Origin of the sequence: Streptomyces inusitatus (assembly GCF_014651115.1) — a bacterium.
In the GTDB taxonomy this organism is placed as follows: Bacteria; Actinomycetota; Actinomycetes; order Streptomycetales; family Streptomycetaceae; genus Streptomyces; species Streptomyces amakusaensis.
In genome coordinates this window covers 1-15383 of record NZ_BMWG01000013.1, presented here as the reverse complement: position 1 = coordinate 15383, position 15383 = coordinate 1, and the positions used below count along the sequence as shown (strand labels likewise).

Sequence of the window (15383 nt, the reverse complement as noted above, 5' to 3'; positions counted from 1 at the left end):
GTCGTTACGCCGTTCGGGTGGTGTCTGTCCGGGTCAGCGGCCGGGGCCGCCTGCCGCGGCTCCGCCGCCGGGCTGGCCCGTCGCTCCCGGCCCGCCCGTCGCGGGCGGCGAGGAGGACGAGGTCTGGCTCGGCCGGCCGGACGTGGACATGGTCGGCAGCGTCGGCAGCGAGGGCTCCGTCGGAGGCGCGGACGAGGTGGCGGGCGGGGAGGTCATCCGGGTCTGCTCCTCCTCGGGCTCCTCCTCTTCCTCCTCCCGGGTCGCGGACGTCGTCGGCGTGGGGGACGGCGAGACGGGGGCCGAGGACGAGGCGGCGGGCGAGGGCTTGGTCTTCACGGGCGCGTTGACGTCCAGGTCGAACCTGGCGCTCGCGTCGGCCCCGAGGGCTCCGGTGGTGTACGCCTTCCAGATCTGGGCCGGGATCGCGCCGCCGTTGACACGGCCCTCGCTGATGGTGTCGGTGAGGGTGACCTGGCTGGTGCCGTCGGGCCGCTCGCCGAACAGGGCGACGGCGGTGACCAGCTTGGGCGTGTAGCCGACGTACCACGCCGACTTGTTGTTCTCCGAGGTGCCGGTCTTGCCCGCGGCCTGGTAGGCGCCCGCGGCGGCCATGCCCGAGCCCTCCTGGACGACGCCCTCCAGGGAGCGGGTCACGGTGTCCGCGGTGCCCCGGCTGATGGCCTCGTCGGAGGCGGGGTCCTTCAGCTCCGCCTCACGGACCTCGTGCTCGGCGGACTTCACGATGGTCGGCGTGATCAGCTTTCCATGGTTGGCGAAGGTCGCGTACACCCCGGCCATGTCCCAGGTGGAGGCGTTCATCGTGCCGAGCGACATGGCGGGCTGGGCGGGCCAGCCCGCGCCGTCGCGCATGCCCATCGCGAGCGCGGTCTTCTTGGTCTCCGCCGGGCCCGCGTCCACGATCATCTGCGCGTAGACGGAGTTGACCGAGTTGTTGGTCGCCTCCTGGACGGTGATCTCGCCGTGGTCCTTGTCATTGATGTTCTCGGGCGCGAAGGCGATGTCGCTGCCCTCGACCGGACGCTTGCTGTCGCCGTTGTAGATGGTCTCCAGCCCGATCGGCAGCTCGTCCTGCGTCAGCGACTCGTTCTCCAGCGCGGTGGCGAGCACCACGGGCTTGAAGGTCGACGCGGGCTGGTAGTCGCGGCGGGTGGCGTTGGAGAGCCAGTGCTCCGTCGCGCCGACGCCGCCGTAGAGGGCGAGGACCTCGCCGGTCTCGGGGTGGACCGAGGTCGCGCCCGCCTGGACGGTGGCGTGCTTCTTGTTGCCCTTGCGGTCGAGCTTGCTCTCCAGCTCGCCCTTGACCGCCCGCTCCAGCGTCTGCTGGCGCTTCTTGTCGACGTTGAGGGTGATCGTCCAGCCGCCGGCCTTGATGTCCTTCTCGCCGATGCCCTGGCGCGCCAGCTCGGCGTTGGCCGCCTCCACCAGATAGCCGACCTGGCCCTCCATGCCGGGGGCGGCCTGCGGGGCCTTGGGCACCGCGAACTTCTGCGCGTCGCGCACGGAGTCCTCCAGCCAGCCCTCCTCGACCATGTTGTTCAGGGCGTAGGCCCAGCGCTCCTTGGCCAGGGCCTTGCCGTTCTCCGTGGCGATGGCCCAGTCGTACTGATTGGGAGCCTGGAGCAGGGCCGCGAGATACGCGCCCTGGGAGAGGGTCAGCTTCTCGGCGTCGACGCGGTAGTACGCCTGGGCCGCGGCCTGGATGCCGTAGGCCCCGCGGCCGTAGTAGCTGGTGTTGATGTACCCGGCGAGGATCTCTTCCTTGCTCTTCTCGTCGTCGACCTTGAGCGAGATGACCAGTTCCTTGAGCTTGCGGCTCACCGTCTGGTCCTGGTTGAGGTAGTAATTCTTGACGTACTGCTGGGTGATGGTCGAGCCACCCTGCTTGCCCTTGCCGGTGACGGTGTTCAGCAGACCGCGCGCGGTGCCCTTGAGGTCGACCCCGTGGTCCTTGAAGAAGGACTTGTTCTCGGCGGCGACGAAGGCGTCCTGGACGTCCTTGGGTATCTTCTCCAGGCCGATGATCTCGCGGTTGCGCTCACCGGTGCGGGCGAGGATCGAGCCGTCCCGGTACTTGTAGACATTGCTCTGCAACTCGGCCTCGGCGTTGGCCTTCGGCACCGGGACCATCACATAGACGGCGTAGAACGCGCCCATGGCGAGCAGGCAGACCCCGAGGAATGTGCCCAGAACCTTCTTCCAGGTGAAGAAGCGCCGTATGCCCTTGGGCTTGCCGGCCCGTCTGGTCTCCCGCGCCCCGCGCTCCCGCGCCTTCCGCGCCTCAGCTCGGCCCATCGCTCGTTCCGCTCCGCTCTTCGCTTCTTCGGTCTCGTCCACAGGTGCCGCACCGCCGCCGTGATCTTCTCTGCCCGCCGTCGGCACCCCGCTCCACCGAATACCCCGCGCGCATGAGCAGCTCAGAAAACTAGCACCGGCCGCTACGACAAAGGTCGACCGATCCGGACTTTCCCGACGTGACAATCAGCACCTCGTTCCCTGGAACCGACTCACGAGAGGTGCACAAGGTTGCGAGAACGATTAATGTGTAATCACATTGCTAGCACGTGGCACGACACGGAAGACGGGGGAACGGCATGGCCGACACCGGCACCACTACGGACAACAACACAGCGCGGACGACGGCGCCCGGAGTCAGGGAGTTCGCGGCCCACAGCATCGGCGGCGGGCTCGCCCTGCTGCTCGGGCTGGTCGGCCTCGCCTCCGGCATCGCGCTCGTCGTCGCGGGCGCGGCGGCCGCCGCGGCCGGTCTGAAGGTCGGCCTGATCGTCGCCGGAGTGGCCGTCGGCCTCGCTGCGGTCTTCGCGATGGGCGGGCTGAACATGGTCGCCCCCGGCGAGGCCCGCGTCGTCCAGCTCTTCGGCCGCTACCGGGGCACCATCCGCACCGACGGTCTGCGCTGGGTCAACCCGCTGACCTCCCGCGAGAAGATCTCCACCCGGGTGCGCAACCACGAGACCGCCGTCCTCAAGGTCAACGACGCCTACGGCAATCCGATCGAGCTGGCCGCCGTCGTGGTGTGGCGGGTCGAGGACACCGCGCAGGCGCTCTTCGAGGTCGACGACTTCATGGAGTTCGTCTCCAGCCAGACCGAGGCCGCCGTCCGCCACATCGCCATCGAGTACCCGTACGACGCGCACGAGGAGGACGCCCTCTCGCTGCGGGACAACGCCGAAGAGGTCACCGAGACGCTCGCGACCGAGCTGCGCGCCCGGGTCGAGGCGGCGGGCGTGCACATCATCGAGTCCCGCTTCACCCACCTCGCGTACGCCCCGGAGATCGCCTCAGCGATGCTCCAGCGCCAGCAGGCCGGCGCGGTCGTCGCGGCCCGGCGGCTGATCGTCGACGGCGCGGTGGGCATGGTCGAGGAGGCCATCGACCGCATCACCGAGCGCGACATCGTGGAGCTGGACACCGAGCGCAAGGCCGCGATGGTCTCCAATCTGATGGTGGTGCTCTGCGGCGACCGCTCCGCGCAGCCGGTCCTCAACACGGGCACGCTCTACCAGTGACCCCGCCCCCCGAGCGCAAACAGGTACTGCTGAGGCTGGACCCGGCGGTGTACGAGGCGCTGGCCCGGTGGGCGTCGGACGAGCTGCGCAGCGCCAACGCGCAGATCGAGTTCCTGTTGCGGAAGGCGCTGGCCGACGCCGGACGGCTGCCCGGCGGCGCGGCGCCCATCCGCCGGCGCGGCCGGCCGCCCAAACCGCCCGAGAAGTGAGCGGCGGGGACCTGTGCCACGGTGTCGCACGGGTCCCCCCGGTCGTCTGTGTCACGGTGTCGCACGGTCCCCTCGGTCGTCTGTGTGCGCGCTATACACACCCCGTACAGTGCTGGGCATGTCCATCGGCCACACCCTCCTCGCGCTTCTGGAGTCCGGTCCGCGCCACGGTTACGACCTCAAGCGCGCCTTCGACGAGAAGTTCGGTCACGACCGGCCGCTCCACTACGGCCAGGTCTACTCGACCATGTCCCGGCTCCTGAAGAACGGCCTGGTCGCCGTGGACGGCGTCGAAGCAGGCGGCGGTCCCGAGCGCAAGCGCTACGCCATCACCGAGGCCGGTGTCACCGATGTCTCGCAGTGGCTCGCCCAGCCGGAGAAACCCGAGCCCTATCTCCAGTCGACCCTGTACACCAAGGTCGTCCTCGCGCTGCTCACCGGCCGCAGCGCCGCCGAGCTGCTGGATCTCCAGCGCACCGAGCATCTGCGGCTGATGCGGATCCTCACCGACCGCAAGCGCCAGGGCGACCTCGCCGACCAGCTCATCTGCGATCACGCCCTCTTCCATCTGGAGGCGGATCTGCGCTGGCTGGAGCTGACCTCGGCCAGGCTCTCCCGGCTGGCCTCGGAGATCGGCGCACCCGGCCGGCCGGGGCCGGGCGACCAGAAGAAGGCGGGCGCATGATCCCCGCGGGCTCGCTCCTCGTCGCCGAGGATCTGCACAAGACCTACGGCCGCACCACCGCGCTCGACGGGGCCGGCTTCTCCATCCACCCCGGCGAGGTCGTCGCCGTGATGGGCTCCTCCGGCTCCGGCAAGTCGACCCTGCTGCACTGCCTCGCCGGAATCGTCCCGCCCGACTCGGGGACGCTCCGCTACGACGGGCAGGACCTCGTCGCCATGACGGACGCCCGGCGCAGCGCGCTGCGGCGGACCGAGTTCGGCTTCGTCTTCCAGTTCGGCCAGCTCGTGCCCGAGCTGACCTGCACGGAGAATGTGGCGCTGCCGCTGCGGCTGGCGGGGGTCCGGCGCAGGGCCGCCGAGCTGACCGCGCTCCAGTGGCTGGAGCGGCTGGAGGTCGAGGACATCGGCCATCAGCGCCCCAGCGAGGTCTCCGGCGGGCAGGGCCAGCGGGTCGCGGTCGCCCGCGCGCTGGTCACCTCGCCCCGGGTGGTCTTCGCCGACGAGCCCACCGGGGCCCTGGACACCTACAGCGGCGAGCGGGTGATGCAACTGCTGACGGACGCCGCCCGCACCACCAACGCCGCCGTGGTGCTGGTCACCCACGAGCCCCGGGTGGCCGCCTACTCGGACCGCGAGATCGTGGTGCGCGACGGACGGACCCGGGATGTGGACCACACCGTATGACCCTGCTGAACGAGGCCGACGCGATCACTCCTCCGGTACGGGAGGAACTCGGCCCGCTCCGGTCACGGCTGCGGGACATCGGGCTCGGGATCCGCTTCGGCGCGTTCGGCGGCCGTGAGGGCTGGATCCGCAACGCGCTGACGGCCACCGGGGTCGGGCTCGGGGTCGCGCTGCTGCTCATGGCCGCCTCGCTGCCCCAGATCATGAGCGCCCGCGAGGACCGGCTGCACGCCCGGACCCAGAACTGGGAGACGGCGACCGAGCGGATCGAGCGCTCCGACTCGACGGTGGTGTGGCTGAACGTCTCCACCGAGTACCGCGACAACGTCATCGGCGGCCGGCTGCTGCGGGCGGACGGCGACCGGCCCGCGCTGCCGCCGGGGGTGGACCGGATGCCGGGCCCCGGCGAGATGCTCGTCTCCCCCGCGCTGGCCGACCTCCTCGCCTCGCCCGACGGCAGCTCACTGGCCGACGGACGGCTCGATTACCGGGTGGTCGGCGTCATCGGGGAGGCCGGTCTGATCGACCCCGGGGAGCGCTTCTTCTACGCGGGCAGCTCGACCCTGACCGCGGAGAGCGGCGGCGAGCGGAGCGACGGCTACGGCCGCAGCAGAATGGCGATGGGGCCGGTCGACCCCATGCTCACCGCGCTGGCGACCCTCATCTCCGTGGTGCTGCTGGCCCCGGTCGCGGTCTTCATCGGCACCAGCGTCCGGTTCTGCGGCGACCGCCGGGACGGCAGACTCGCCGCGCTCCGGCTGATCGGGGCCGACTCCAGGACCATCCGCCGGATCGCCGTCGGCGAGTCGCTGTTCGGCTCCGCGCTGGGACTGGCCGTCGGCGTCGCGACCTTCGCGGTGGCCCGGCTCTTCGCCGGTTCGGTACGGATCTGGGGGCTGAGCGCCTTCCCCTCGGACGTGGTCCCGGCACCCGCGCTGGGCGGGCTGATCCTGCTGGCCGTTCCGGTGGTGTCCGTCGTGGTCACCCTGGTCACCCTGCGCTCGGTACTGATCGAGCCGCTCGGCGTCGTCCGCAGATCGGCGCCGCGCCGGCGGCGGCTGTGGTGGCGGCTGGTGCTGCCGTCGGCGGGGGTGCTGGTGCTGCTGACGGCGGAGCGCACCGTCACCCCGGGGTACACGACGGGGATCGTCCATCCGCTGCCGCTGGCGGGCGGCGCGATCCTGGTGCTCCTCGGGGTCACCGCGCTCTTCCCCTGGGTGGTCGACGCGGTGGTGTCCCGGCTGCGGGGCGGTCCCGTCTCCTGGCAGCTCGCCGTGCGCGGGCTCCAGCTCCGGGGCGGTTCGGCCGGGCGCGCGGTGAGCGGGATCCTGGTCGCGGTGGCCGGGGCCATAGCCCTCCAGATGGTCTTCGCGGGCATGCACGACGCCTCCCGGCAGAGCGTGGGCAACAGTCCGATGTGGGGCAGGGTGGACATATCCGCCGGGTATCCGAGCAGCGAACTCGCCGCCCGGATGAACCACGAGCTGCGCAGGACGCCGGGGGTCAGCGAGGCGATCGGCTTCGTCCGCTCCTGGGTCAGGCCCTCGGCCCGCCCCGCCGACCAGCCTCCGCACGTGTCCGAGGAACAGTGGCCCGCGGCCTCGCTGGTGGTCGCCGACTGCCCGGTGCTGCGGAAGCTGGCCCGGATCGGCGCCTGCGCCGACGGCGACACCTTCATCGTCAACAACAGCTGGAGCCAGTCCGAGACGGATTGGCTCGAACGGGCCGCCCGCGACGGCGACCGGCTGACGCTGTCGGGCGGCGGTCCCCGTACCGGGCCCGGGGCCGGGGCCGAGCCGGACGCCTGGCGGCTCCCTTCCGGCACGCGGACCGTGAAGGCTCCCCCGGGGTCCGGTGTGAGCTGGGAGTACGAGGGGATCTACGCGACCCCCGGCGCGCTCGACCCCGCCCGGCTCACCGAGGGCGCGACCACCGCCCTGGTCACCTCGGACGAGAACGTCCCCCACGCGCACGACCACATCCGCGACACGGCCTCCCGGCTCGATCCCATGCTCCAGGTGTGGACGGTCCGGATGCCCGAGCGGGACCAGAAGTACGCCAGCATCCACAACGGGCTGCTGGCGGGCGCGACCGGCACGATGGCGCTGATCGCGGTCTCGATGCTGGTCTCCCAGATCGAGCAGTTGCGGGAGCGCCGCCGGCTGCTGCCGGTGCTGGTGGCGTTCGGCACCCGGCGCTCCACACTGGCCCGGTCGCTGCTGTGGCAGACCGCGCTGCCGGTGGCGCTGGGGACCGTGGTCGCGGTGGCGGGCGGGCTGGTGCTCGGTGTGGTGATGCTGAGGCTGACGGGCAAGCCGATGGTGGACTGGTGGATGTTCCTGCCGGTGTCGGCGACGGCGGTGGGGGTGATTCTGCTGGTGACGGTGTTGAGCCTGCCGGCGCTGTGGCGGATGATGCGGCCGGACGGGCTGCGTACGGAGTAAGCGGTACGCAGCCCGTCCTCGCGGCTCAGTCCGGGACGCGGACCGGCAGTGGGCGCAGGGAGGTCCGCAGCGCGGCGGCGAACTCCTCGAACTCGTCCTGCCGGGCGGCCCCGGTGCGCATCGCCAGCGCGATCCGGCGGGCGGGGGCGGGGTCGGCGAAGTACGCCGTCTGAAGCCCTCCCCGGCCGGTCTCCACCTCGACGGCGATACGCGGCAGCAGGGTCACCCCGAGCCCCCCGGCCACCAGCTGGACCAGGGTGGAGAGCCCGGCGGCGGTGGTGGTGACGGGGGTGTCCTCCCCGCGCCCGGCCTCCCGGCAGACGTCGAGCGCCTGGTCACGGAGGCAGTGCCCCTCGTCGAGCAGCAGCAGCGGCAGCTCCCGCAGCGCCTCGCGGGGCAGATCCTCCCGCCCGCCGAGCCAGTGGTCCTGCGGGGTGACCAGGACGAAGTCCTCGTCGAACAGCGGCAGCTCAGTGACCCCGGGGACCCCGAGGGGGACCGCCAGCAGCAGCAGATCCAGCCGCCCGCCGGTCAGCCCCTCCAGCAGCGAGGAGGTCTGCTCCTCGTGCACCTGGAGATCGAGATCCGGGTACGTGCTGTGCACCAGCCTCAGCACATTCGGCAGCAGATAGGGCGCGACGGTGGGAATCACCCCGAGCCTCAGCACACCGGTGAAGGGCGCGCGCACCGCCTCCGCCTCCTCCATCAGCGCGCCGACGGCTTCGAGTACGGCCTTGGCACGGACCGCGAGACGCTCCCCGGCCGGGGAGAGCAGCACCTTGCGGGTGGTGCGCTCCAGCAGCTGTACGCCGAGGACCTCCTCCAGCGCGGAGACGGCCCCGGAGAGCGCGGGCTGGCTCATGCCGATCGCGGCGGCGGCGTCCCGGAAGTGCAGATGCTCGGCGACGGCCGCGAAGGCGCGCAGCTGCGCGACGCTGGGCTGTTTGCCCCGGGCGACCCCGCTCATTGATAGCCTCCTCCGATCAAGAATCCTTCTTCTCATCGTAGGCTCTCGTCGGCTCTCGTCGACGGACGAGCGGGATCGCGGGGGCAGTGTTGGGCAGGGGTGGGTCCGGGGCCGGGGAACCGTCGGCGGAGGTGCTCCGCTCGGGGGACGAGAACGCCTTCGCCGAGCTGGCCGAGCGGTACCGCCACGAGCTGCGGGTCCATCTCTACCGGATGCTGGGCTCCTTCACCGAGGCCGAGGACCTGGTGCAGGAGACCCTGCTGAGGGCCTGGCGCAAGCGCGCCGACTTCGCCGGACGGTCGACGTTCCGCGCCTGGCTGTACGGCATCGCCACCCACGCCGCCCTCGACACACTGGCGAGCCCCGCCCGCCGCCGCGAGGTGACGTCCGCCCTCGACGCCTCCGGCGGCCCCGCCCGCTCGGCCGTGGCCGAGGTGACCTGGCTGGAGCCCTACCCGGACGAGCTGCTGGACCTCGCCGCCCCGGCCGACGGCGAGCCGGAGGCCGCCGCCATCGCCCGGGAGACGATCGAGCTGGCCTTCCTCGCCGCGATCCAGCACCTGCCGCCCCGGCAGCGCGCCGTGCTGATCCTCCGCGACGTGGTCGGCACACCCGCCCCCGAGACCGCCGAGACCCTCCGCATGAGCGTCGCGTCCGTCAAGAGCGCCCTCCAACGGGCCCGCGCGACCCTCCGCGAACAGCTCCCCCCGCGCCGCGCCGAATGGGGCGCGGCGACCACCCCCAGCGACTCCGAGCGGGCCCTGCTGCGGCGCTATGTCGACGCCTCCCGGCGCGCCGACCTCTCCGCCCTCTCCGAGCTGCTCCGCGAGGACGCCCGGCAGACCATGCCCCCGGCCCACCTCGTCTTCGAGGGCCGCGCCGCGATCCTGGACCTGTGGCGTCCGGTCCTGACGGGCGAGAGCGCCTGGGGCGACTGGCGCCCGGTCCCACTGACCCTGAACCGGATGCCCGCCGTGGCCAACCATGTCCGCCGCCCCGGCGAGCACTCCTTCTCCCCCGTCAACATCGACGTCCTCCGCATCGAGGACGGCCTCATCGCCGAGATCACCACCTTCGGCCCGGAGCTGCTCCCCCGTTTCGGCCAGGGACTCCCCGGGTGACGCGGGACCTGTGACGCGCACCACACTCCCGTACCGATTCCTTCTCCCGGCCCCACCCGTCACATGAACGCCGCCGCACCCCGCGCCGGCATTCCGGCCCCGGCGAAAGGCCCGCCCTCATGTCCCATCCCCGCCCCGACGCCTCCCTCCAGCGCCTCGACCGCCTGACCGGCACCTGGCGCGTGACCGGCGGAGTGGAAGGCACCGTCACCTACCGCTGGCTCGAAGGCGGCTTCTTCCTCCTCCAGGACATCGACATGACGCAGTACGGCCGGCGCGTCACCGGCCTCGAAGTCATCGGCCGCGAGAAGCCCTTCGGCTCGGACGAGCCCGGCGAGGACATCAAGTCCCGCTTCTACGACAGCCTCGGCCACACCTTCGACTACGTCTACGAACCCAACGGCGACACCCTCACCATCTGGGGCGGCGAAAAGGGCTCCCCCGCCTACTACCAGGGCGCCTTCAGCCCCGACGGCGACACCCTCACCGGCTCCTGGGTCTACCCGGGCGGCGGTGGCTACGAGTCCGTGATGACCCGTATTCGCTAGACATCGCACAGGAAGGGCGTGACAGCATGCCCGTCATGCCCTTCCCCCACCCCGGCGGCGACTACGCGATCACCACCATGTACTCCGTGCCCGACGACGCCTGGTACCTGGAGCTGGACCTCGTCGGCAAGCAGCGAAACCTTCTCACCGCGATCGTCCCCGACGAGGACCCCGCCCGAGAACCGACGATCTGCTCCGACCCCCAGGGCCCGCACCAGGACATCCCGTACGAGATCGTGCGCTGGTTCATGGGCTAGGTCGAGAAGGAGATCCACACCTCCCGCTCCTGGATGCTGCTGCGCCCCGAGATCGTCGAGGTCATCCACCGACTCCGCCAGGAGCACCAGGGAGCCATCAGCGACGACGACTTCCCCGACGTCCTGACGGAGATCCGCGCCACGGTCCCCGAGGCCGACCTCCCCGACGTCCTCTCCGCCGCCTTCGGCCGCGATCCCGACGGCAGCACGGGAACCTCCGGCTGAACCCTCCGCGTTCATCCGACATGACGAGCACGGTGTGGCAGGCCATCGCCGGATTATGCGCCCTGGGCGCGGCCCTGTTCCTCCTGGACCGCGTTCTGTTGTGGGTGGAAGCACGCGGCTGGATCTACTGGCGCAAACGCAAAAGCATGACCTCCATCGGCACGGAATTCCTCCAGGAGATCACCCCCGGCGCCCAGGCCCAGAAACACGCCCTCCAACAGGAACGCGTCCGCAAAAACATCCGCCCCGCCGAGGAACCCCCCTTCCACGTCGACCTCGACGCGAACCTCGTCCGCATCCGCCACCCCGACCGGCCGGCACCCTAACGCCCTCTACCCTGCCCCCATGACCCCCGCCGACCTCGCCCTCGTAACCACCACCACAGCCACCGAGCCCCAGGCCCGCGCCCTCGCCGACGCCGCCATCACCGAACGCCTCGCCGCCTGCGCCCAGATCCACCCCATCTCCTCGGTCTACCGCTGGGAGGGGAAGATCCAGCACGACCAGGAATGGCGCATCGACTTCAAAACGCGCGGCTCACTGGTGCGGTCCCTGACCGACTTCATCCTCGACCACCACGACTACGACACCCCCGAGGTCATCGCCGTCCCGGTGACAGGGGGGTCGGCGGCCTATCTGGAGTGGGTGGCGGCGGAGACCCGGGTCATGTGAGGTGTCCAACCGGGCACGGACGCGACGATGAGTTTTCCCGGCCCGGCGAGTCTCACCACTGTTGCCGACAACACAGGAGGAACACATGGCTCAGCTGCTGAGGGTCCAGAACTTCAATGTCTCAAGCGACGGAATCGGTGCCGGTGAGGACCAGACCCTGAAGAGGCCGTTCGGCCATGTAGAGCCGGAGCGGCTGTTCGCCTGGGCCGGTGCCACGGCGAGCTGGCCCATGCGGACCGACCCCGGGGGCAGCCGGGGCCTGGACGACTACTTCACTCGGGACTACGGCCGCAACATCGGTGCCGAGATCATGGGCCGCAACAAGTTCGGCCCCCAGCGTGGACCCTGGCTCAACCACGAGTGGCAGGGCTGGTGGGGTGACGAGCCCCCTTTCCACACCCCGGTGTTCGTCCTGACCCACCACAAGCGTCCCTCGCTCACCCTCTCCGACACCACCTTCCACTTCGTCGACGCCGACCCGGCCACGGTCCTCGAACAGGCCCGGGAGGCAGCACAGGGCAAGGACGTCCGTCTCGGCGGCGGAGCCACCACCATCCGGGAGTTCCTCGACGCCGACCTCGTCGACACCCTGCACGTGGCCGTCTCCCCCATCAAGCTCGGCTCCGGGGTCCGGCTCTGGGAGTCCCCCGACGAGCTGCTCGACCGCTTCCACCTGGAGGTCGTCCCCAGTCCCAGCGGGGTGGCACACCATCTGTTCTGGCGAAAGTAACCCACCCCCGGGGCCGCCGCCCGGGCCAGTGACCACCCGCCCCACCCGGATCACCCCCGGCGTACGGCCCCCTCCGGCCACACCACATCCACCGGCACCCCCGCCGCCCTGGCCAGCTCCACCGTGTCCGCCGTCCCGCCCTTCCCGGACGGCGGACCGCCGTCCCACACCGCGACGAGCCGATCGGCCCGCCTGAGCAGCTCGGCATTGGCCGACTCGTACGCGTCCCGGTTCGCCGCCTCGTGCGGCAGCGTCACCACCTCCACAGCCGCACCGACCAAACGGTCGAAGAGCGGGGCGTGCGCGGGCTTCACCTTCCTGGCCCGGTAGTCCTGCGACGGGATCACGACGACCAGCCGGCCGCCTGCGGCAACCAGCTCCTCCGCGAAGACGGAGTCGGAACCGGCGGCGATGCACGACACGCCCGTGAGGTCGTCGTGTCCGACGAGGAGGTCGCGGAGCGCGGCCCTCACCGCAGGCACGCTTTCGGCGGCCAGGTCCATGTGTCCGGTCACGGCCAGGGTCGTCATATCTACTCCTCAGCTCGACAGTGGAAGGGATCAACAACCGGATGCCCCATCTGAAGGGCCCGTCATATCGGCGGGCCCTTTTTGCGCTATGCGAGCGCCAGACGCGACCGCTCGTAGATCTCGCGCGCGCCCGCGTTCGCCAGATGCGGCCGGAGCAAAGCGCGAATGCCGAAGATCGCCCTGTCCACCCGTCCGGAATGGATCGTCGGATGCTCGTCCAGGACACCGCTCCATGTGGCACACGCGGCGTCCAGGTGACCCAGCTGAAGCTGCCGTTCGGCAAGCATCGCGCTGAATCGCATCCGGGACACATGGGTGTCAGTGGAGTCCCGAAGCCGAAAATGCGCGTGCAGTGACTCGACGCTCCCCTTTACGTCCCCAGCCGCGTACCGGACTTGCGATGTCGAGTAGGCCAGTGTGGCGTAGTTGAAGCCACCAAACGAGCCCGTTCCGCTCTCAGCCACGTCTAGAGATCGCTCTGTCTCTCGCAGGCTGTGGAGCGCGGCCGTGCGGTCGCCGGCCACGGCATAGCTGTGCGCCATCTGGCCTCCCATGAACGCGCGCATTCGGGGTCCAGTAGTCGGGGACGCAGCTGAGGCAGCCTCTGCCAGTCGTACGGCAGTGGGACCGTGTCCTAGATCGGCGGCTTGGACGCTCATCCCCCGAAGGACATGACAGTACGCCAGATGGTCACCACTGGCTCCGGCCAGCTCCAGCCCCTTGACGTAGTACCTCTGGGCCAGGCCGTGAAGACTTTCGTCCACCGCCATCCAGCCCGTCAGATAGCTGAGGAACGAAGCTGCGGACATCATGGATTTGCGTACGTTCTCGGGACCGTCGGCGCGCAGATACGGAGCCACGGTGTTGATGAGGAATGCCGCAGCCATGGGCCTCGCGTGCCTTCCGCCGAAATCATCGTAGAGAGCCCCCAGCCGGTCCGTCATATCCGAGACCATGGTGACGTCGGGCATACCGATGCGACGATGGCTCGCCGCCGACGCGGCCTCCATTCTTCCCACCACGTCCGGCCATCCAGGAACCGTCAGTGCAACGGAGAACAGTGCGGCACCTATAACGCCGCGCCGCCCGGGAACGGCGTCCACCGATCCCAGATTGATAAGTCCGTCAATGGTTCCCGGGGACGTCGATGACGGAGGCGTCGACGGAAAACCTGCGTCTGCCTCTGTGATTGGCCTGCGCAGGCGACGGGACAGGGCTTCGATGATCAGCGGCCGGACCGATGCTTTGGGCATGTGCCCCTTCAGCCACTGGCTCACGGAAGGGCGCTGGTACTGAGTGGTGGTTCCCCGTTCAGTACCGAGCCTGTTCACCTCCTGGCAGAGCTGCCGCATGGTCCATCCGCTCTCGATGAACAGCGCGGCCAGGCGCTCGTTGGGCTCCGGTGACGTCATCGTGTTCAGCTCCTTCACGCGGCTGTCTTCACGCTTTTACGCCGTGGTGCGCCATCCACGGTACCGCTCTACGTGACAGCGCAGTTGCCTAGAGCGAGGAGAAGCCGCCACACGAGAGGACCCCGCTCGGCATGACCGTTGATCGCCCACCCGCCGCCGAATCACCTCCGGGCAATGCTCTGCCCCGGCGACGACGTCTGCTGACCGGCCCCGAGATGCGGCCCCGCGAGATGGTCCGTCAGCACCACCTGGCAGCCCAGTGGGATGTACCGGAGGAAACACATCAGGGGCGCAGACATGACGAACGTTAGGCATCGGCTGGTGCGGGCCACCGTCGCCCCGGCCGGCGGGTGGGCACCCCGCTCGCGGAACCTGCTGACCAGGATGCTCGCCGGTCTGGCCGACATACGGAACCGGCTGCCCATCCGCAGCGGTGAACCCGTACCGCCCGATCCCGTGACCGCCGAGCCGGAAGTACCACTGGTAAGAATGCCCGCCTCCCCCACACACCCCGAGCGCCACCGCCGCGTCTACCTCTCAACCATCCACGCCCCCGGGCTGGCCCGCGCCGACACCACCCGGTACCTCGACACCTGGGGCCTCGCCCACGGCACGGACGACCTGGCCGTCCTCGTCACGGAACTCGTCACCAACTCCGTCACCCACACCGAAACAGAACAGGTCGGCGTCTCCCTCACCCGCACCGGCCCCTCCACCGTGCGGCTGGTGGTCACCGACACCTCACGCGAACTCCCTCCCCCATGCCCGACGGCGGCGGGCGAGAGCGAGGTCCACGGCCGGGGGCTGATCCTGGTCGACGCACTCGCCTCCCGGTGGGGCGCAGAACGGGTCGTCACCGGGAAGCGGGTCTGGGCCGAGCTGGACATCCCACCGAAGAGCCGGGATCCGCACGGGCGGAGCGGGCTGTGAGCGGGGTCGCGACCGGGATACGGAGTCGCCGGGACGACCGGGAGTGGAGCACGGGCATGTGCTGGCTCTACTGCCGCATGTCCGAGATACCCGTGCTGCGACTCGGACCCATCACCGCCGCAGGGCTGGAGACAGGGATGTACGGGTGCGAGATGTGCGTGGCCGAACTGGAACACATGGTCAAGGACGCCGCGACAGGACGGGACACATGACCACCGAACCCCACCCAGTCGTCGCACGCCTCGGCGAGGACTTCCTCACCAAGGTGTACGGCCACACCTACCGCTTCCTCCCCGGCGACGCGAAGTCCATCCCCGGACTCCCCACCTGGGACGACCTCAACGACACCCTCGCCCGCCACCACCACCTCGCCCACGGCACCACGCTGACCATCGAGTCGTTCGACGAACTCCACCCCGGAA

The 15383-nt window shown here is 70.4% G+C and carries 18 protein-coding genes and 1 pseudogene; 15 read left to right on the top strand and 4 right to left on the bottom strand.

All coding sequences use genetic code 11. The features are described 5' to 3' along the window. Window positions 1–33: 33 nt before the first annotated feature. On the bottom strand, window positions 34–2313 hold the full coding sequence (locus IE247_RS19885) for a transglycosylase domain-containing protein (RefSeq protein WP_190124540.1): 2280 nt from the start codon (window positions 2311–2313) through the stop codon (window positions 34–36). Between the two features lie 299 nt (window positions 2314–2612). Between IE247_RS19885 and IE247_RS19880 the strand changes: the two genes are divergently transcribed. The 5 genes from IE247_RS19880 (at window position 2613) to IE247_RS19860 (ending at window position 7569) form a co-directional block, all read left to right on the top strand. After that, window positions 2613–3548, top strand: coding sequence for an SPFH domain-containing protein (locus tag IE247_RS19880; protein ID WP_190124539.1), 936 nt, complete (start codon window positions 2613–2615; stop codon window positions 3546–3548). Further along, entirely contained in the window at window positions 3494–3757 is a 264-nt protein-coding gene (locus IE247_RS19875) for a type II toxin-antitoxin system antitoxin (RefSeq protein ID WP_190124673.1), read from the top strand. The genes IE247_RS19880 and IE247_RS19875 overlap by 55 nt, the downstream gene beginning before the upstream one ends. A gap of 118 nt (window positions 3758–3875) precedes the next feature. Then, window positions 3876–4442: a PadR family transcriptional regulator gene (locus IE247_RS19870; protein ID WP_190124538.1), complete on the top strand. Its 567-nt coding sequence runs from the start codon at window positions 3876–3878 to the stop codon at window positions 4440–4442. Further along, on the top strand, window positions 4439–5125 hold the full coding sequence (locus IE247_RS19865; RefSeq protein ID WP_190124537.1) for an ABC transporter ATP-binding protein: 687 nt from the start codon (window positions 4439–4441) through the stop codon (window positions 5123–5125). Before IE247_RS19870 ends, IE247_RS19865 begins: the two co-directional genes overlap by 4 nt. Continuing rightward, window positions 5122–7569, top strand: a complete 2448-nt coding sequence (locus IE247_RS19860) for an FtsX-like permease family protein (protein ID WP_190124536.1) — start codon at window positions 5122–5124, stop codon at window positions 7567–7569. Before IE247_RS19865 ends, IE247_RS19860 begins: the two co-directional genes overlap by 4 nt. Before the next feature lie 25 nt (window positions 7570–7594). Here the strand turns inward: IE247_RS19860 and IE247_RS19855 are convergent, their stop codons facing one another. Then, complete coding sequence (locus IE247_RS19855) at window positions 7595–8536, bottom strand: LysR substrate-binding domain-containing protein (RefSeq protein ID WP_190124535.1); 942 nt, start codon at window positions 8534–8536, stop codon at window positions 7595–7597. 131 nt (window positions 8537–8667) lie between these two features. Here IE247_RS19855 and IE247_RS19850 point away from each other — a divergent pair, with 131 nt between their 5' ends. The 7 genes from IE247_RS19850 to IE247_RS19825 all read left to right on the top strand — a co-directional run bounded on the left by IE247_RS19850 (window position 8668) and on the right by IE247_RS19825 (window position 12089). Then, a complete protein-coding gene (locus IE247_RS19850) occupies window positions 8668–9657 on the top strand; it encodes an RNA polymerase subunit sigma-70 (protein WP_229869234.1) in 990 nt (329 codons plus the stop codon). Window positions 9658–9776: 119 nt separating this feature from the next. Beyond that, complete coding sequence (locus IE247_RS19845) at window positions 9777–10205, top strand: hypothetical protein (RefSeq protein ID WP_190124534.1); 429 nt, start codon at window positions 9777–9779, stop codon at window positions 10203–10205. 35 nt (window positions 10206–10240) lie between these two features. Then, window positions 10241–10462, top strand: a complete 222-nt coding sequence (locus IE247_RS34425; RefSeq protein ID WP_229869233.1) for a hypothetical protein — start codon at window positions 10241–10243, stop codon at window positions 10460–10462. 33 nt (window positions 10463–10495) lie between these two features. Beyond that, the gene (locus tag IE247_RS34420) at window positions 10496–10687 is read left to right on the top strand and encodes a hypothetical protein (protein WP_229869232.1); all 192 of its coding nucleotides are present in this window, start codon (window positions 10496–10498) and stop codon (window positions 10685–10687) included. Window positions 10688–10707: 20 nt separating this feature from the next. Next, window positions 10708–11013 (top strand): hypothetical protein, encoded by a 306-nt coding sequence (locus IE247_RS19835; protein WP_190124533.1) that lies wholly within the window; start codon window positions 10708–10710, stop codon window positions 11011–11013. Window positions 11014–11032: 19 nt separating this feature from the next. After that, window positions 11033–11359 (top strand): divalent-cation tolerance protein CutA, encoded by a 327-nt coding sequence (gene cutA, locus IE247_RS19830; RefSeq protein WP_190124532.1) that lies wholly within the window; start codon window positions 11033–11035, stop codon window positions 11357–11359. Between the two features lie 85 nt (window positions 11360–11444). Further along, entirely contained in the window at window positions 11445–12089 is a 645-nt protein-coding gene (locus tag IE247_RS19825; RefSeq protein ID WP_190124531.1) for a dihydrofolate reductase family protein, read from the top strand. 50 nt (window positions 12090–12139) lie between these two features. On the opposite strand, the gene IE247_RS19820 is transcribed toward IE247_RS19825, so the two are convergent. Together IE247_RS19820 and IE247_RS19815 are read right to left on the bottom strand one after the other, a co-directional pair. Continuing rightward, a complete protein-coding gene (locus tag IE247_RS19820) occupies window positions 12140–12619 on the bottom strand; it encodes a hypothetical protein (RefSeq protein WP_190124530.1) in 480 nt (159 codons plus the stop codon). 86 nt (window positions 12620–12705) lie between these two features. Then, a complete protein-coding gene (locus IE247_RS19815; protein ID WP_190124671.1) occupies window positions 12706–14031 on the bottom strand; it encodes an NsdA family TPR-like regulatory protein in 1326 nt (441 codons plus the stop codon). A 297-nt stretch (window positions 14032–14328) separates the two neighbouring features. Between IE247_RS19815 and IE247_RS34415 the strand changes: the two genes are divergently transcribed. The 3 genes and pseudogenes from IE247_RS34415 to IE247_RS19800 all read left to right on the top strand — a co-directional run. Continuing rightward, on the top strand, window positions 14329–14961 hold the full coding sequence (locus IE247_RS34415) for an ATP-binding protein (RefSeq protein WP_229869231.1): 633 nt from the start codon (window positions 14329–14331) through the stop codon (window positions 14959–14961). Further along, window positions 14958–15173, top strand: coding sequence for a hypothetical protein (locus tag IE247_RS19805; protein ID WP_190124529.1), 216 nt, complete (start codon window positions 14958–14960; stop codon window positions 15171–15173). The genes IE247_RS34415 and IE247_RS19805 overlap by 4 nt, the downstream gene beginning before the upstream one ends. Further along, window positions 15170–15383 (top strand): annotated as a pseudogene (locus tag IE247_RS19800) (hypothetical protein); the annotation flags it as partial. The gene IE247_RS19805 and the pseudogene IE247_RS19800, both read left to right, overlap by 4 nt.